Genomic DNA, 17,433 nt, shown 5'->3' with positions numbered 1-17,433 from the left:
TTATATTAATCTAAATTGTTCAAAATGATGATTAAGGTGTTTTCTCTCCAATAAATACGATTCGTATTTGTTGAGTTCTCCAAAAACTAAATTCTTTAATTTAGCGTCGGGATTCTCCTTAAAAAATTTGATATACTTTTCGCGTTGCTCTTTGAATTTCTCAATGGCCGTTTCTAAATCTGGATGTTTTAAATCATCCAATTTATCTTTTTCAAGCATTGGAAATTGAGAGTTTTTTGGAAATTTTTTATAGTTATATAAGCTTGCATGTACCTTTTCTAAAATCTCTTCCGGTGTAGCAATTTCAAAGTCTTGAATTTCACCGGAAGTAATTTTATAAGAGTATTCTAAATGCTCTACCATATGTTGAGGCGTCATGATGCCCCATTTTGGTTTAGCATCTGCAGTTAATTTTGACAAACATTCATTGATTTTTTTATCGGTCATTTCAACAAATGTCTCTTGCTTTTTCTGAACCATCGTTAAAATAGTTGCTATCGCTACCAACGGTTCTTGGTCTTCATCCGGTTCAGCATCGAATACCTCAACATACCATTTTACAATTCCGGAAGGCAATTCGGTTCCTTTTTGCTCTCGGTCTACTTTCTGCTTACACGTTAAACGAACATACACCGTATCATTGTGGTACAACGGACGCAAAAAGCGAATGTCCTCTAACCCATAGTTTGCTGCTACTGGGCCTTTGTTTGGATAGACAAACAATCCTGCAGCTGCGGAAATAATAAAATAACCGTGCGCTGTTCTTTTTTCAAATATGCTTCCTTCTAAAGAAGTGATATCGGTATGCGCATAGAAATGATCCCACGTTAAGTTTCCGAAGTTAATAATATCGGTATCGGTTAGGGTTCGTTTATGGGTTTTTAACGACATACCAGGTTTTATGTCCTCCCAATGATATGCAAAAGGGTGTTTTTCAGATTCTTTGTAAGCCGATTTTGGTTGATAAATACCGGTAACTTCCGTAAGTGAAGTTGGCGAACCTTGAATGGCACAACGCTGTAAGTAGTGTTTTACACCACGAACACCACCCATTTCTTCACCGCCACCGGCACGACCAGGGCCACCGTGAATTAAATTAGGCAATGGCGAACCGTGACCTGTGCTTTGCTTCGCACTTTCCCGATTCAAAATTAAAATACGACCGTGATGTGTAGCTGCGGAAACGGTATATTCTTTTGCAATTTTATCGTCATTGGTAACAATCGAACTTACCAATGAACCTTTCCCCATTTTGGAAAGCTTAATCGCATCGTCCAATGTTTTATAAGGCATAATGGTACTTACCGGACCAAATGCTTCAGTGATATGAGCCGCTTCATTGGCAAAAGGATTGTCTTCTCGAAGTAAAATTGGTTTTACGAACGATCCTTTTTTAGCATCAGCTCCAACTGTTTTAGCTTCATCAAAATCACCATACACAATCTGCGCTGTTTTCGTTATTTTTTCAATTTGTTCTTTTACTGAAGTCCGTTGTGCATCGTTAACCAAAGCGCCCATTCTAACTTCTTTTAAGCGAGGATCGCCAATGGTAACTTTATCCAATTGCTTGCCTAACGCTATTTGAACATCCTCCACTAAGTTTTCTGGCACAATAACCCGTCTAATCGCCGTACATTTTTGACCACATTTAACGGTCATTTCATTTCGGACTTCTTTAATGAAAAGATCAAATTCTGGTGTTCCAGGAACGGCATCTTCTCCTAAAATAGCAGCGTTTAATGAATCTGCTTCCATAGTAAACGGAACCGATTCTTCAATTAACCTTGCATGTTTCTTCAATATTTTTCCAGTAGTTGCCGAACCTGTAAACGATACGACGTCTTGCGATTCTACTGTATCTAAAATGTTTTTAGCAGTTCCGCTAATTAACTGTAATGATCCTTCTGGTAAAATTCCTGAAGCGATAATTTCTTTCACAACAGCTTCGGTTAAATACGCTGTTTGTGGTGCCGGCAACACAACTGCGGGCATTCCTGCCATCCAATTTACTGCACACTTTTCTAGCATTCCCCAAACTGGGAAATTAAAGGCGTTAATATGAACTGCCACTCCTTCGCGAGGTACCATAATGTGATGAGCCATAAAACGCCCGCCACGTGATAAATCGACCGGATCTCCTTCTACATGAAATGGCTGATTGGGAAATAACTTCCGAAGCGAAGCATTTGCAAACAAGTTTCCGAAGCCTCCTTCAATGTCTATCCAGCTATCTACTTTGGTTGCACCGGTTCGGTAACTTACTTCGTAGAATTGTCTTTTTTTCTTCTGAAGATAAAACGCTAGTTTCTTAAGCATTAATCCCCTTTCCTGAAACGTCATCTTCCGAAGCGTATCACCTTTTTGTCTTCCGTACTGAAGAATTTCAGGAATATCTAACCCTTCCGTAGTGATACTCGTAAAATGTTCGCCAGTTACAGAATCAAGAATAGGCGATCCTTCTCCTTTTCCCTCTGTCCAATTGCCTTGTATGTAATGCTGTGTTTTCATCTTATAAATTTTAAATGTAAAACTGAAAAAGTTAAAATGTAAAAAGATTTAATAGTTATACTTCAGCCTTTATCATTTTACATTTTTCGGTTTTTAAGCTCTAATTCTGATTATTTCACCGTTAATTTTCCCTTTTACACTTTTAAAATAGCCATCGGTTATTTTACGCATTGGGACGGGTGTGTTTCCAGGAAAATAATCTTTGTATTTTTCATAGGCATCTTCAACCATATCGGCAGAGACGACATTTATTCGCAGTCCGTTGGTTAATTCTAAGGCCGCTGCTTTTGTAAAACTTTCTACAGCGCCGTTAACCATTGCAGCACTTGTTGTTTTATCAACTGGCTCATCGGCTAAAATACCAGTGGTTAATGTAATGCTTCCATTATCATTAAGATGTTTTCTTCCTAATCGAACAAGGTTAACCTGCCCCATCATTTTACTTTTAATACCGATGTAAAAATCTTCTTCGGAAAGGTTATCAAACGAATCCCATTTCGCATCACCGGCTATATTTACGATAGCATCTACGTTTCCCGTTTTCTGAAACATTTCTTCAATAGAATCTGGATTTGCAATATCTACCGTCACATCTCCAGAAGACCTTCCAGCGATTATAACCTCATCGTTTTCTTCAGAAAAACGTTTCGTTACTGTTTTTCCTATGGTTCCGTTTCCTCCTATTATTAGTATTTTCATAGTTGAATTTTAAATATAAAATTGCAAAACCGTAAAATGTAAAAGTGAAAACTTCATTAAAAGCCTTATCACTTTATAATTTTACATTTTGCCTTAAGTATTTTTAATTTTATGTTCGCTCAATCACCGCTGCATATCCTTGACCAACGCCTACACACATGGTCACTAAAGCATATTTCTTCCCAGTTTCCTGAAGCTCTAAAGCTGCAGAATAGGTTAAACGAGCTCCGGTAACGCCTAACGGGTGACCAATAGCAATAGAGCCGCCATTCGGGTTAATCCGTGGATCATCATCTTTTAATCCCCATTCGCGTATGCATGCTAAAGCTTGAGATGCAAAGGCCTCATTTAGTTCGATTACATCCATATCTTCCATCGTTAATCCTGCCTTTTTCAATGCTTTATTTGAAGCCTCAACAGGACCAATTCCCATAATGCGAGGTTCAACCCCAACCACTGCAGAACTTAGAATTTTAGCAATTGGCTTTAAATTGTATTTCTTTACAGCATCTTCTGAAGCAATAATAGTTGCCGCAGCACCATCATTTAACCCAGAGCTGTTTCCGGCTGTAACACTTCCTCCTTCTTTTTTGAAGGCTGGACGTAATTTTGCCAAAATCTCTTTGGTCGTTCCGGGTTTTATGAATTCATCATCTTTAAAAATAATCGGGTCTTTTTTCCGCTGTGGAATTTCCACCGGTACGATTTCCTTAGCAAAACGGCCGCTTTCTTGTGCTTTGGAAGCTTTCATCTGACTGTTATACGCAAAAGCATCTTGATCTTCACGAGTGATTTTATATTTCTCAACTAAATTTTCGGCGGTATTTCCCATTCCGTCTGTGCCGTACATATCGTGCATTTTCTTGTTGACGAATCGCCATCCAAAACTACTGTCGTACATTTTAGCATCGGTTCCAAACGCGCTAGAAGGTTTTGCTATCACGTAGGGACCTCTCGTCATATTCTCCACACCGCCTGAAATAAACAAATCGCCATCACCAGCTTTAATTGCTCTGTTGGCGTGAATTATGGCAGATAAACCACTACTACATAGTCGGTTTACCGTTTCGCCAGGTACCGTAAAAGGTAGTCCTGCTAACAAAAGAGCCATTCTTGCCACGTTTCGGTTGTCTTCACCAGCTTGGTTGGCACAACCCATAATCACATCGTCAATGGCTTTTTTTGGAATATCTGGGTTTCTTTTTATTACTTCAGCAATCACTAAAGCAGCTAAATCGTCCGTACGGATTGTACTTAGCGTTCCTTTATAATTTCCTATTGGCGTTCTAATGCCGTCTATTATATATGCTTCTTTCAAAATATTAAATTTTAAATGAAAAATGTAAAAGTCAAAAGTTTTAAAAGCACTTTATAATTTTAAATTTTTCGGTTTTACATTTTAAATTTTATTTGTTTGTTGTCTTAATGCTTGAAGCAAAAATTGCCACTAACTCTTTACATTCATTAGTAATTGCTCCAAACTTAGTTTTATTATCTATTAAATCAGCTTCTTTTAAAATCTGAAGGTTTACTTGTGATTCTCTTAATTCTTTTAAACATATTTTCATTTTATGAATAAAATCCCTACGTGACTCTGCTCCTTGCGCTTCACCATAATTTAAAGCTGCAGATGTTGCAGAACGAATTAGCTGTTTTGTTAAATGCTCCGTTGCAAAATTCTTTTTCAGCATACCTATATTTAATATAATGCTTGCTGAAAACTTAACCAACCGTTCTTGTAAGTCGAATTTTTTCAAAGTCTAAAATTTAAATATTATAAGAGTCAACTTTTAGTAATCAATTTCATCTTCACAATTTACATTTTACATTTTTCGGTTTTACTTTTTACCGTTATTCTTCCCACTCTTTACTTGTTCGATAGACCACTCCTTTAAACAATGCAACCAACTCGTCGCCTCGTTTAACTTCTACAATATTGAACCCTAATTTATTATTTACTTTTTCAATGACCGACTCTGCGGTAAGGTAATCACCTTCATTCAAGGCTTCTATATGATTTATGGATGTTTCAATAGAAACAGCATACTTTCCGTGGGTATTTGCTGCAAAACCAAAAGCAGTATCGGCCAAGCTATAGCTAATTCCGCCGTGTGCTTTCCCCATACTATTGAGCATTTCTTTTCTAACGGTCATTGCTACTTTACAACGTCCGAGTTTAACTTCAAGTAGTTCGATACCAAGCCAAGTGCTAAAAGCATCTTGAATGAGCATTTTATGCGGAATTTTTGTGGCTTCCATCATTTAAAAGAAAGTTTTATTTTCTTTATTCATTCTTCTTAGCATGGGTGAACAACGGTATCGGTCTTCACGATATTCATCATACAATTCATCCAGTTTTTGCACACACCAATCTATTCCCTTTTCATCTGCCCACGCTAGTAATCCTTTCGGGTAATTAACACCTTTTGTCATCGCATTATCGATATCCTCTGCTGAAGCTATGTTCCAAAACAATGCATCGGCGGCTTCATTAATTAACATCACTAAAACACGATCGAAAATCTTTTGTGCTAATGCCACATCTTGATTAGGCTCTGGCTTCGTTGCTTTTTCAGAATAATCATAATATCCTTTTCCAGACTTTCTACCCAAGTATCCTGCTTCAGAAAAACGTTTTTGCGTGAAGGATGGCTTGTAACGCGGATCGTAATAAAAGGCTTTAAAAACAGTTTCGGTTACAACGTAGTTTACATCGTTTCCTATAAAATCCATCAACTCAAAAGGCCCCATTCTAAATCCGCCAATTGATTTCAACGCCCAATCAATTGTTTCAAAATCAGCGATTCCTTCTTCGTAAATTCGTAACGATTCACCATAAAATGGACGTGCTACTCTATTTACGATAAAGCCAGGGGTATCTTTTGCTACAGCAACTGTTTTTCCCCAGTTTTGGATATTCATTGTTGTTTTCCGAAGTACTTTATCTGAGGTTTGTATCGCCGGAATCACCTCAACCAACTTCATCAACGGTGCGGGATTAAAAAAGTGAATCCCGATACAACGCTTCGGTTTTTTCAATGAAGAAGCAATAGAAGCGATTGACAAAGAAGAAGTGTTTGAAGCGATAATTGTTTTTTTAGAAACATAGCTTTCCAACTCTTGAAAAACCTTCTTTTTAATATCTAGATTTTCAACAATTGCTTCGATGGTTAATTCTGAATCGCTCAACTCTTTTAAAGAATCTACATACGAAATGTTATCTTGAATGCGCGTTTTTTCAGCTTCGTCGATTCGGCCTTTTTCAACCAAGCGAGCCATTATTTTCTCTAAAGCTGCTTTCGACTTATCTAATGCCTCTGTATTTGTATCGTAAAGTTTCACCAAACAACCGGCTGTTGCAGCTACTTGTGCAATGCCGCTTCCCATGGTTCCACTTCCTATTATCCCTACATGTTTAATCATATATCTTTACTTTCCTTTAAAATTTGGCTTTCGTTTGTTTACAAATGCATCAACCCCTTCGGCATAATCCTCACTTTGAGCGGATTCAATTTGTAGTTTAGACTCCATTTCTAACTGACTTTCTAAACCGTTAGACATCGATTCATTTAACAAACGTTTTGTGAGCCCTAGTGCTTTTGTGGGCATATTTGCCAAGTTATTTGCAATGTTTTTTACTTCTTCCATAAAGGTTTCCGCAGAAATTACTTTATACACCATCCCTAATTTTTCAGCATCGGTTGCTGAAACTTTATCGCCCAACATCATTAATGCTGAAGCTTTCTGAAATCCGATTAATCGTGGTAAAAAGAATGTACCAGCGCTGTCGGGAATCAAGCCAATTTTACTAAAAGCTTGAATAAAACTCGCCGCTTCTGAAGCTACCACAATATCGCAAGCCAAAGCAATATTTGCTCCTGCTCCAGCCGCTACGCCATTTACGGCAGCTATGATAGGCTTTTCAATACTTCGGATTCTTCTAATTATTGGGTTGTAATGCTCTTCTAATATTTTTTTAAAGCCAGGATTTAGTTCTGGTGAAGTTACTTCTTTTAAATCTTGCCCCGCACAAAATGCTTTGCCGTTTCCAACTAAAATAATAGCTCTAACGTCTGCATTCTTTTCGCAAGCGTCTAATTCGTCTTGTAATAAAAAAGCCATCTCACGATTAAAGCTGTTAAACTTTTCGGGACGGTTTAAGGTGATGGTTGCTACTTTGTTTTCTATGTGGGTGGTTATGCTTTTACTCATTGTAACTCCTTTGTTTTAATCTTTTTTAATTTAATTTTTAACAGGAAAACATCCCCCTAACCCCCTTCAAAGGGGGAATTCTGTTTATTTTAAACATTTGAAATAATCAAATGGTTCTTGGCAATCATCGCATTTAAATAGTGCTTTGCAGGCTGTAGAACCAAACTGACTTACCAAATGTGTATTAGTGCTTCCGCAATTGGTGCATTTAACTAGCTTTTTTTCTCCTAGTAACACATCTTTATCTGCAGATTCAGACATCGGGCGTGCGATTCCGTATTCTTCCATTTTTTGAAGACCTTCTTCAGAAATCCAATCGGTAGTCCATGCTGGGGAAAGGATTAATTCTATCTTGGCTTCTTTTCCTATTTCAGAAAAAGCAGTTTTAAGATCATCGCCTATCACATCCATTGCGGGACACCCAGAATAGGTAGGTGTTAGTTTAATGGTTACTACGCCATCTTCCTCGGTTGCTTCGCGAATAACACCTAAGTCTAATACTGTAAGCACAGGAATTTCGGGATCTGAGACAGTTTTCAGAACCGGAATTAAATGTGTGTCAATATTTGTAGTTTCGGTCAACAAAATTAATTTTTTTCAAAATTTAAAAAACCCTTCGACTGCGCTCAGGGTGACATGGTTCTACCATGTCATATTTGGATAGGTTCGTTGCATGTACTGCAAATCGGCTAATAAATACCCCATATGTTCTGTATGCACGCCTTTTTTCCCTCCACGAGTGAAATACTTCCGTTCTGGAACTTCAAGGGTTGCTTCTTCTAGAATTTCTGAAACTTTTTCATAATACGTTTCTTTCATTTTTGAAACATCTACTGCAATTCCTTCTTCTATCATTGCTTTATCAGCTTCCATTACATCAAACAATTCATCTGTAAAACGCCACATCGCATTGATTGCCTCTTGCATTTTTTCTTTACTTTCCTCAGTTCCGTCGCCTAAACGCTTTACCCAGTCTGAAGAAAATCGTTTGTGGTAGCTTACTTCTTTAATTCCCTTTTTTGCAATAGCTACTAAAGTCTCATCTTTACTGTTTTGAAGTTGCTCCATAAGCATTAAGTGATACACATCGAATAAAAATTGACGTGCCATTACATGTCCAAAATGTGTGTTAGGTTGTTCTACCAACAATACGTTCTTATAATCTCTTTCAATACGTAAAAAGGCAATATCGTCTTCGGTTTTGTCTTCACCAGCTAGTTTTGCCGCATATTGGTAGTAACTACGCGTTTGCCCCAATAAATCTAAAGAGATGTTTGTTAGCGCGATATCGGTTTCCAAAGTAGGACCATGACCACATAACTCTCCTAATCGCTGTGCAAGGATTAGCGAGTTGTCTGCAATACCTAGTATGTAATTGTATAAATGGATATCTTTCATATTTTTTAAAACGAAATCGAAACTGAAATCGAAATCGAGGGTTTAATTAATTATAATTCTTTAAAAGTGTCACAACAATTCTTATTAATTCATCATTTTCTTTTAAAATCTGATTTGCATCTGTTTTTTTTAATAGGTCTGCTTTTATTTGAATGTTGATATTTCGCAACGATTCTCGCAATTCCTTTAATGTAATCCTCAATTTATTCGCTCTATCCCTGTCAGAACCTGCACCAGCAAATTCTCCAAAATTAAGGGCTGCAGAACAACCCGATCTTATTAATTGCTTCGCCAAGTAATCTGCAGAAAATGATTTCGGTGTTTTATCAAAAAGCAAAATTATCAGAGCTGCAAAATCTTCAAAACGTCCATCTAAATCATATTTCTTCATAAATTAATTAATTTCGTTTTTCGATTTCGATTTCAGTTTCCGAAGGACTACATATGTTTTACATCATCAGGTAAATCATAGAAAGTAGGATGACGGTATACCTTGTCTTGAGCAGGCTCGAACATCTCCCCATTATCTTGTGGATTAGAGGCTGTAACATTTTTACTTTCCACAACCCAAATACTTACGCCTTCGTTACGTCTTGTGTAGACATCACGTGCATTTTCAAGTGCCATTTCGGCGTCTGCTGCGTGTAAACTCCCAAAGTGACGGTGCTCTAGACCATTTTTACTTCGAACAAATATTTCCCAAAGGGGCCAATTTTTTTTAGTATCTCCCATATTAACTTGCTTTTGCAACGTTTTTATTTGCTTTCTTTTCGGCGTGTGCCATCGCTGCGTCTCGAACCCACTCGCCATTTTCCCAAGCATCTACTCTCGCTTTCATACGTTCTTTATTACAAGGCCCGTGACCTTTTACCACTTGCCAGAATTCACCCCAATCGATCTCACCAAAATCGTAATGACCGGTTTCTTCATTAAACTTCATATCTGGATCTGGAATTGTTAGCCCTAAAATGTCAGCTTGTGGCACAGTTTGATCTATAAACTGTTGACGCAATTCGTCATTCGATTTACGCTTCAATTTCCATTTCATGGATTGCTCCGTATGAACAGATTCAGCATCGGTAGGCCCTAACATCATTAAGCTTGGCCACCACCAACGATTTAACGCATCTTGCGCCATTTCTTTTTGTTCATCAGTTCCATTACAAAGTGTCAACATAATTTCGTATCCTTGACGCTGGTGAAAGCTTTCCTCCTTACATACGCGCACCATCGCACGGGCATAGGGACCAAATGATGTGTTACACAAAGGCACTTGGTTAATAATAGCTGCTCCATCTACTAACCAACCAATGGCGCCCATATCGGCCCACGTTACTGTTGGGTAGTTAAAAATGGATGAATATTTTGCTTTCCCAGAATGTAATTGCTCGTACATTTCCTCTCGAGAAATCCCTAAGGTTTCACAGGCGGAATATAAATACAACCCGTGTCCTGCTTCATCTTGAACTTTCGCCAATAAAGCCGCTTTTCTGCGCAATGAAGGTGCTCTAGTAATCCAGTTTCCTTCAGGTAGCATCCCGATAATTTCGGAATGGGCATGCTGCGAAATTTGGCGTATATGGGTTTTTCTATACTTCTCCGGCATCCAATCTTTCGGCTCTATTTTCTCATCACGCGCAATACGTGCTTCAAATATTTCTTCTAAATTTTTTACTTCTTGTTCACTCATAATTATCTTGTTTTAAGCTGTAAGCATATTGCTACAAGCTATTAAACATCAAAATCTACTTTCACTTTTGAAGACGTTGGCACTGCTTGACAACTTAACACAAAGTCCTGCGCAACTTCATGGTCTTCTAAAGCATAATTTATTTTCATTTCTACATCGCCTTCTATTATCTTGCATTTACAAGTACTGCAAACTCCTCCTTTACAAGCGAAGGGTAGGTCGGCTCCGTTATTTAACGCTGCATCGAGAATATTGTCAAAATCTTTCGTCATTATAAACTCAAACTCCTTCCCGCCATCTACAATGGTTACTTCTACTCCTTCAACGATTCGTTTTGCGAGTCGCTCTGCACGTTTTTTATCTTCTTCGGAAAGTCCGGTTACGAACAATTCAAAATGAATTAAGTTTTTTGGCAATCCAGCTTCCACTAGATAATCACTAACATATTGAACCATTTGTTCTGGACCACATAAAAATACTTCGCTTGTATCTGGAATATCAATGAATGTATCGGTTAATACTTTCATCTTTTCATCATTAAATCGTCCGTTCAACAACTCGATATCGCGTCTTTCTTTTGTAAGGAAATAATAGATTTCTAACCTTCCAAAATACTGGTTACGAAGCTGTTCTAACTCTTCCTTAAAGATAATGGATTTTGCGGTTTTATTCACATAAAACAACTTACAAGTAGCGTTAGGTTCTAAAGCCAAATGGGTTTTTATCATTGACAAAACAGGTGTAATACCACTTCCCGCAGCAAAAAAGAGGTAGTTTTTCTCTTTTTCAGGCTCGGCATTTACACCAAACATTCCGCTTGGCTCCATCACTTCAATAGTGTCGCCAGCCGCTAATTGTTCATTAATATAGGTTGAAAATTTACCGCCGTAAATCTGTTTTACGGCCACTTTCCATTGTTTGTCCACCGGACTAGAGCATAAGCTATACGATCGTCGCGTATCTTCGCCATCAATGTCAGCTTTTAAGGTAAGGTGTTGTCCTTGACGAAAGTTGAACTCTTCTGAAAGTTCTTCAGGCACGTCAAATGTGATGACAGAACAATCGTCTGTTTCTTTATAAACGTCCTTTACTTGTAATTTGTGAAATTTTGCCACAGTTTCTTTGTCGTATTTAATACACAAAACTAACGATTGTTAGTTAAAATTACAAGCAATCATATGTTAAGTGTTTTTGAAATTAAATGTTTAAGACCAGTATGTTCGTGGTTATTTGATGATGATGATTTTATAATTTTCACTGTATAAATTGAGTAAGAGAGAAGACCTTTCAAGTTACGTATCCTTAATCAACGTTTTTGATTATAGTTTATAAAGTTTTGCAATGCCTAAATAGTATGATTCACCTTGAGACTTAAGAGGTTTATCGCTTATTATATGAATGTAATATCTATAACATACGCTATATATACGCTATATATACGCTATATATACGCTATAAATGTAAAATTTTAAGCCCATACGCCAAAGAAAACAACAAATAGCCATTATTTGTTAATTTAAGTTAAGTGTAGTATCTTAGTTACTGTTAATCTCCCCAAAATGTATAGCCCATATATATTCGGAGATGAAGTTCATAAATTTTGCGATAGTTAAGTTTTCGGTATTCCTAACATTAGGGATTCTTTCGGCATATCTCGTTCCAACAAATACCTTTTTACTTCCATTTTTACTCTTTGGTTTTCTATTTCTTTTTGTAATCTGGGTTGTTGAAAGAAAGCGGCTTCAGAAATCAATATTTTTTGGGATTTTCACCTATTTAATTTTCTTCGGAATTGGTTTCGCTAGTTATCAATTACAGCTTCCTAAATTTCAAAATGAGCATTATTCGCATATTCTTTCAGACAAAAACACTTCTAAAACATCTTTACTTTCTTTAAAGATTACTGAAGTTTTAAAACCGGATCGTTATAACAATAAATATATAGCTGAATGTATCTCTATTAATAAGATAGAAGCAAATGGTAAAATCTTGTTGAATATTCAAAAAGATTCAATTTCAAAAGAATACACTATTGATGATGTTTTACTAATTTCTGACAAAGTGATTACTATTCCAGAACCGCTTAATCCGTATCAATTTGATTATTCAGCTTATATGAAAAAACTTGGGGTGTATTTTCAAATTAGAAGTGAACCGCGAGCTATTTTGGCTTTTGAAAAAGGTAGTAAAACCATTCGCGGAACCACTGAAAACGTTCGTAATCATCTTATTGCTAAGCTAAAAAAAAGTAACATTACCGACCATGAACGGTCTATTATTCAAGCTCTGGTTTTAGGGCAACGCCGTGATATTGACAAACAGCTCTACGCCGAATATGCTGCTGCTGGAGCTGTACATATTCTGGCTGTTTCTGGCTTACATGTTGGTATTCTATTTTTTATTCTGAAATGGTTGTTCTTGCCTCTGGGAAATATACGCCATGGAAAACAAATAAAAGCAATTTTAATTATTGGTTGTTTGTTCGGGTTTGCGTTATTGGCAGGATTGTCGCCTTCTGTAGTACGAGCTGCTACTATGTTTTCGTTGTTTTTATTTGCCGAACAGCTAAAACGGCCTACAAATAGTATAAACACCCTATTTATTTCGTATTTATTTTTACTTATTATTAATCCGTTGTGGTTGTTTCATGTTGGGTTTCAATTAAGTTATCTAGCAGTATTCTTTATATTATTAATACAACCAAAGTTATTTGGACATTGGTATCCTAAAAACCGAATTATAAGAAAAGGTTGGGCCATCCTCACCGTATCGGTTGCTGCTCAAATAGGAGTAGTGCCGTTGAGTTTATTTTATTTCCACCAATTTCCTGGGCTGTTTTTATTAACCAATATTGTGGTACTTCCGTTCTTGGGAATTTTATTGGGTTTCGGATTATTGATCGTGTTACTGATTTCAATCAACATACTCCCTGATTGGTTATCTGAAGTTTACAACCAAATAGTTTTATCACTAAACAATTTTATAAGCTGGGTAGCCAAGCAAGACGCCTTTTTATTTCAGGACATTCATTTTTCAGAAGAAAAAGTTTTGGTCTCCTATTTGTTTATAATTGCAGCCATCTTACTTTGGAAACAGTATTCCTATTATCGCTTACTGGTTTGTTTATTAAGTACTTGCTTATTGATAAGCATTTTTATATGGGATAAGCGAGAAGCTTCAGAAAATGAATTAATAGTATTTCAGAAAAGTAGGAGTACCTTAATTGGAATAAAAAATGGAAATGACTTACTACTTTTAAAACCTGATACTCTTTCAGAAACTGTAAAGAATATATTTCCAATAAAAGGGTACCGGACTGCCAATCAAATTGAGGGTTTTTCAGAAAAAATAGTTCCGAAGGTATTTTCATATAATAAACAAAATATTTTGATTTTGGATAGTGTAGCGGTATACCCAAAAAGCACAAAAATTGATATTGTATTGCTTACACAAAGTCCGAGAGTAAACTTAGGACGCTTAATTGATAGTTTGCAGCCCAAACAGATTATTGCGGATGGTAATAATTATAAAACATACGTAAATCGTTGGCGTAATACGTGTGAAAAGAAAAAGCTCCCCTTTTACCATACTGGTACCAAGGGAGCCTTCATTCTAGAGTAGTGAAACACTTAACTAAAAACCCTACTCTTAAAAAGTGCCTTCAAAGTTTTTTTGATATTCTTGCCAAGATTCAGCAGTTGTTAATTTTTTATAATCATCGTTCGCTATCATTTTAATATATATCTCTAATTGTTCGGGTGTTTTATATCCTGGAATTGCTTGTATTAGTGTCCCATCATTTTCAAAAAAAACTAAACTTGGATATCCAGTTACTTTTAACGCATGTGCGAATAGATGTTGCGAATTGCGGCCCTTTCTTCCTTCTTGGTAATTAGGATTGGTATATGTAAAATCCTGATAAGTTACTTCTTCTGTACCTTCAGCATTAAATTTCACCGCATAGTAATTCTCATTTATATAATCTATCACATCTTTATCAGTGAATGTTTTCTTATCCATCAATTTACAAGGACCGCACCAATGGGTATAGACATCCACAATAATTTTTTTTGGGGTTGTTTCTTGAGCGGCCAAAGCTTCGTTCATCGTCATCCAATTTATTTTTTGGGCTGTTACCGATGTTGTAAATATTACTAAAAAAAGGAGGAGTAAGTTGTTTTTCATATTGGATTTATTATCTGTTTTTATATCAACAAAAAACGTTCCACACAAAGGGAACGTTTTTTATTATAATTTGTTGTGTTAATTATCTAACTCCGTGCATTAATCGTTTTAAAACTGGATTAAGTGCTAAAATTAATAAGCCCGCAACAGTTGGCACCACGGTAAATATCAAGAAAAAGGTTGATAGTGAATACTCTTCGGTTATATTTTCAATTTGCCCACCTACTACGGCCGCCAATTTATTACCAATAGCAATCGCCAAGTACCACATACCAAACATGAGCGCAATCATTCTTGCCGGAACAAGTTTAGACACATACGATAACCCCACGGGAGATAAACATAGCTCTCCAAGGGTGTGGAATAAGTAGGCAAAGATTAACCAGATCATACTTACTTTCACGCCTGCGGTAATTCCATATGATCCATATGCCAACAACCCGAATCCAATTGCCATTATAATAAGCCCTAAAGCATATTTTACAGCTGCTGATGGATTGTATTTACTATCCCACCATTTAGAGAAAAAGGATGCAAAGGCAATGATAAAGAATGAATTTAAAATACTAAACCATGAAACAGTTATCTCTACTTGGTTATCTTTTATTTCGGTTACGGTAGCTTCTATTATACCGCTATCTCTATCTTGAGCAATGGCGTTTTCTTTAGCAAAAGCAACTTTTTCTTCATTTAGATACCCAAAAATTGTACCTTCATTGTTTTTAGTAATGATATTTATAGTAGAACCTACTTGAAAATCTTTAGGCTCTGAAATGGATGTAACGCGATCTACTACAGTTACTCCTGTTTCTATATTGGTGTTTTCGGTAATAGGAATATAGTCGAATGTCTCGTTGCCTTCATCATCGGTACTTTGTACTTCAATAGCTTTATAAGACACATCGTAAGCAGTTGTAGTAAGATCTCTATTTAACATCCAACCAACAAGACCCCACATACCTAAAAAGCATATAGCTAATACAATATTAGACCCTGGAATGGTTTTGTATGTCTTTTTCCATAACAAAAACAGCACGTAAGTAATTATTGCCAAAGGCACTACAGTCAATAAAATATTGACTATGTTATAAATTACTGCAGCGTTACCACTTAACACTCTATCTACATTATCTCTTGCAAATAAAATTAATGAAGAGGCTCCTTGCTCAAAAGAAAGCCAGAAAAATACGGTAAAGAAAGCAAATATTACAAAGGCGATCATCCGGTCGCGCACTATTTTAGTATATCGCGAAATACGTCTGATGACCAAAACCAAAAATAACAGGAGACCAATTAACACAGTAACTATTTGTCCTGATAGCCCAAAGGCTTCATATGGGAAGAGATTTACATTTCCAATTTTTGAAAGCGGATCGTTAATTAAATACCCCAACCCAATTAAAGAGGTTATTACAATTAATACCTTATCAAGAATAGTGAACGGATTTTCTTTCTCTTCAGCTTCTTCAGCATTATTTTTTGCACTTTTTTCATTTATATTTTGTGGCAATTCAACTTCGTGTTCTTTTGTAGGTTTTGCACCTATTTTACCAAACAAGTTTTTTGAAAACCAAAACTGTAAAGTACCCAACAACATAAAAATCCCAGCCAAACCAAAGCCCCAAGACCAACCTACTCGCTCAGCCAAGTAACCACAAAGCATCATTCCGAAAAATGCACCTGCATTCACCCCCATATAGAAAATGGTATAAGCCCCATCTTTCTTTTCAGGGTTTTTCTTATACATTTCAGAAATAATAGAGGTAATGTTGGGTTTAAAGAAACCAGTACCGATAACCAATAACGCCAAACCAACATATAAAGAAGCTTCCGTTTCTAACGCCATACTAGCATGACCTAGTGTCATAATTAAAGCTCCAATTACAACTGCCGAACGGTATCCCGTTAATTTATCGGCTATAATTCCTCCTAAAATAGGAGTTAGATATAACAAACCTGCGTACGTCCCGAAAAGTGCTCCAGCATTTGCTGCGGTCCATTCCCATCCGGGATTATAACCAATAGCAGCCATGGTTAAAAAGTTAACTAAAAGAACGCGCATTCCATAGAAGGAGAAACGCTCCCACATTTCGGTAAAGAAAAGAACGAACAATCCCGCAGGATGCCCCATTACTTTATCTTTAAACAGGTTTTCAATATCTGTATTCATATACTTCGTGTAAAAAAAGGGTTAGTTTATTTTTTCGTCTGCCAGTTCATAATTTTCCTGCTCTAACATTTCACGTTCGTTGTCTTCGGCACCGTGTGTTAATTTTTTAAGTTTTTTCAAGAAAACAATTAGTAGCAAGCCAAAACTTACAGTAAAAATAGTAAGCCACATAAAGGTTTTATATTCTTGTGCACTTTGCTCTTCCTCTAAGACAAATGAAACTCCATAATCCTTACCATCACCCTTATTTTCGATAATCTGCGCTTTGTCCTTATCTTTTTCAAAAACAAGTTTTGCATGGTATGGGTTTGAGCCATTAACATCATCCTCTTTCAATGTTCTAATAAGCTCTTTAGTATTTGAATTCTCTTCAGTTGATAATTTAAATAGATCATTTAATTTTTCACCAGTATTAAAATCTTTATAAACAACCTGATTGTTTTCTAAATACACATCTGCTTTTATACCAAAATTTTTATCTTCATTAATTGGATAGTCATAAACAGAAACTACTTTATTTTCTTTATTCTTGACTTCCATTGAATCCTTAGAAATATAAGGCAAAATTTGT

The 17,433-nt window shown here is 36.4% G+C and carries 16 protein-coding genes and 1 pseudogene; 1 reads left to right on the top strand and 16 read right to left on the bottom strand.

Features of this window, described 5'->3' with window-relative positions; translation table 11 throughout:
• From paaZ to AACZ92_RS01170, 13 genes are all read right to left on the bottom strand, one after another.
• A complete protein-coding gene (gene paaZ / locus AACZ92_RS01230) occupies positions 1-2,508 on the bottom strand; it encodes a phenylacetic acid degradation bifunctional protein PaaZ (RefSeq protein ID WP_339696031.1) in 2,508 nt (835 codons plus the stop codon).
• A 93-nt stretch (positions 2,509-2,601) separates the two neighbouring features.
• Positions 2,602-3,207, bottom strand: coding sequence for a short chain dehydrogenase (locus AACZ92_RS01225; protein WP_339696028.1), 606 nt, complete (start codon positions 3,205-3,207; stop codon positions 2,602-2,604).
• 109 nt (positions 3,208-3,316) lie between these two features.
• Entirely contained in the window at positions 3,317-4,525 is a 1,209-nt protein-coding gene (pcaF, locus tag AACZ92_RS01220) for a 3-oxoadipyl-CoA thiolase (protein WP_339696025.1), read from the bottom strand.
• A gap of 88 nt (positions 4,526-4,613) precedes the next feature.
• Positions 4,614-4,964: a four helix bundle protein gene (locus AACZ92_RS01215; RefSeq protein WP_339696023.1), complete on the bottom strand. Its 351-nt coding sequence runs from the start codon at positions 4,962-4,964 to the stop codon at positions 4,614-4,616.
• Positions 4,965-5,058: 94 nt separating this feature from the next.
• Positions 5,059-5,466: a hotdog fold thioesterase gene (locus AACZ92_RS01210; RefSeq protein ID WP_339696220.1), complete on the bottom strand. Its 408-nt coding sequence runs from the start codon at positions 5,464-5,466 to the stop codon at positions 5,059-5,061.
• Between the two features lie 3 nt (positions 5,467-5,469).
• A complete protein-coding gene (locus tag AACZ92_RS01205; protein WP_339696020.1) occupies positions 5,470-6,630 on the bottom strand; it encodes a 3-hydroxyacyl-CoA dehydrogenase NAD-binding domain-containing protein in 1,161 nt (386 codons plus the stop codon).
• A gap of 6 nt (positions 6,631-6,636) precedes the next feature.
• Positions 6,637-7,419: an enoyl-CoA hydratase-related protein gene (locus tag AACZ92_RS01200; RefSeq protein WP_339696017.1), complete on the bottom strand. Its 783-nt coding sequence runs from the start codon at positions 7,417-7,419 to the stop codon at positions 6,637-6,639.
• Positions 7,420-7,503: 84 nt separating this feature from the next.
• Entirely contained in the window at positions 7,504-8,007 is a 504-nt protein-coding gene (gene paaD, locus AACZ92_RS01195; RefSeq protein ID WP_339696217.1) for a 1,2-phenylacetyl-CoA epoxidase subunit PaaD, read from the bottom strand.
• A gap of 54 nt (positions 8,008-8,061) precedes the next feature.
• Entirely contained in the window at positions 8,062-8,817 is a 756-nt protein-coding gene (paaC, locus tag AACZ92_RS01190) for a 1,2-phenylacetyl-CoA epoxidase subunit PaaC (protein WP_339696014.1), read from the bottom strand.
• Between the two features lie 46 nt (positions 8,818-8,863).
• Entirely contained in the window at positions 8,864-9,208 is a 345-nt protein-coding gene (locus AACZ92_RS01185; RefSeq protein WP_339696011.1) for a four helix bundle protein, read from the bottom strand.
• Between the two features lie 47 nt (positions 9,209-9,255).
• On the bottom strand, positions 9,256-9,549 hold the full coding sequence (gene paaB / locus AACZ92_RS01180; protein ID WP_339696008.1) for a 1,2-phenylacetyl-CoA epoxidase subunit PaaB: 294 nt from the start codon (positions 9,547-9,549) through the stop codon (positions 9,256-9,258).
• A gap of 1 nt (position 9,550) precedes the next feature.
• Positions 9,551-10,507, bottom strand: coding sequence for a 1,2-phenylacetyl-CoA epoxidase subunit PaaA (gene paaA, locus AACZ92_RS01175; RefSeq protein ID WP_339696005.1), 957 nt, complete (start codon positions 10,505-10,507; stop codon positions 9,551-9,553).
• A 41-nt stretch (positions 10,508-10,548) separates the two neighbouring features.
• Positions 10,549-11,622 (bottom strand): 2Fe-2S iron-sulfur cluster-binding protein, encoded by a 1,074-nt coding sequence (locus tag AACZ92_RS01170; protein ID WP_339696001.1) that lies wholly within the window; start codon positions 11,620-11,622, stop codon positions 10,549-10,551.
• A 469-nt stretch (positions 11,623-12,091) separates the two neighbouring features.
• On the opposite strand from AACZ92_RS01170, the gene AACZ92_RS01165 reads away from it, so the two are divergent.
• Positions 12,092-14,128 (top strand): ComEC/Rec2 family competence protein, encoded by a 2,037-nt coding sequence (locus AACZ92_RS01165; RefSeq protein WP_339695999.1) that lies wholly within the window; start codon positions 12,092-12,094, stop codon positions 14,126-14,128.
• Positions 14,129-14,155: 27 nt separating this feature from the next.
• Here the strand turns inward: AACZ92_RS01165 and AACZ92_RS01160 are convergent, their stop codons facing one another.
• The 3 genes and pseudogenes from AACZ92_RS01160 to AACZ92_RS01150 form a co-directional block, all read right to left on the bottom strand.
• Positions 14,156-14,692 carry a thioredoxin fold domain-containing protein gene (locus tag AACZ92_RS01160; protein WP_339695997.1) on the bottom strand — a complete coding sequence of 179 codons (537 nt, stop codon included), beginning with the start codon at positions 14,690-14,692 and terminating at the stop codon, positions 14,156-14,158.
• Between the two features lie 82 nt (positions 14,693-14,774).
• Positions 14,775-16,862: a peptide MFS transporter gene (locus AACZ92_RS01155; protein ID WP_339695994.1), complete on the bottom strand. Its 2,088-nt coding sequence runs from the start codon at positions 16,860-16,862 to the stop codon at positions 14,775-14,777.
• A 21-nt stretch (positions 16,863-16,883) separates the two neighbouring features.
• A pseudogene (locus AACZ92_RS01150) lies at positions 16,884-17,433 on the bottom strand (MFS transporter); the annotation flags it as partial.

Source organism: uncultured Marixanthomonas sp. (assembly GCF_963974425.1).
In the GTDB taxonomy this organism is placed as follows: Bacteria; Bacteroidota; Bacteroidia; order Flavobacteriales; family Flavobacteriaceae; genus Marixanthomonas.
This window is presented reverse-complemented; position numbering and strand designations above follow the sequence as displayed.

What these genes read in the sequence shown, in the direction of transcription:
- AACZ92_RS01210 (WP_339696220.1), bottom strand. Translation starts at nt 5,466, where the DNA reads ATGGAAGCCACAAAAATTCCGCATAAAATGCTCATTCAAGATGCTTTT.
- paaB (WP_339696008.1), bottom strand. Translation starts at nt 9,549, where the DNA reads ATGGGAGATACTAAAAAAAATTGGCCCCTTTGGGAAATATTTGTTCGA.
- AACZ92_RS01185 (WP_339696011.1), bottom strand. Translation starts at nt 9,208, where the DNA reads ATGAAGAAATATGATTTAGATGGACGTTTTGAAGATTTTGCAGCTCTG.
- AACZ92_RS01160 (WP_339695997.1), bottom strand. Translation starts at nt 14,692, where the DNA reads ATGAAAAACAACTTACTCCTCCTTTTTTTAGTAATATTTACAACATCG.
- AACZ92_RS01205 (WP_339696020.1), bottom strand. Translation starts at nt 6,630, where the DNA reads ATGATTAAACATGTAGGGATAATAGGAAGTGGAACCATGGGAAGCGGC.
- AACZ92_RS01225 (WP_339696028.1), bottom strand. Translation starts at nt 3,207, where the DNA reads ATGAAAATACTAATAATAGGAGGAAACGGAACCATAGGAAAAACAGTA.
- paaA (WP_339696005.1), bottom strand. Translation starts at nt 10,507, where the DNA reads ATGAGTGAACAAGAAGTAAAAAATTTAGAAGAAATATTTGAAGCACGT.
- AACZ92_RS01165 (WP_339695999.1), top strand. Translation starts at nt 12,092, where the DNA reads ATGAAGTTCATAAATTTTGCGATAGTTAAGTTTTCGGTATTCCTAACA.
- AACZ92_RS01200 (WP_339696017.1), bottom strand. Translation starts at nt 7,419, where the DNA reads ATGAGTAAAAGCATAACCACCCACATAGAAAACAAAGTAGCAACCATC.
- AACZ92_RS01155 (WP_339695994.1), bottom strand. Translation starts at nt 16,862, where the DNA reads ATGAATACAGATATTGAAAACCTGTTTAAAGATAAAGTAATGGGGCAT.
- paaZ (WP_339696031.1), bottom strand. Translation starts at nt 2,508, where the DNA reads ATGAAAACACAGCATTACATACAAGGCAATTGGACAGAGGGAAAAGGA.
- paaC (WP_339696014.1), bottom strand. Translation starts at nt 8,817, where the DNA reads ATGAAAGATATCCATTTATACAATTACATACTAGGTATTGCAGACAAC.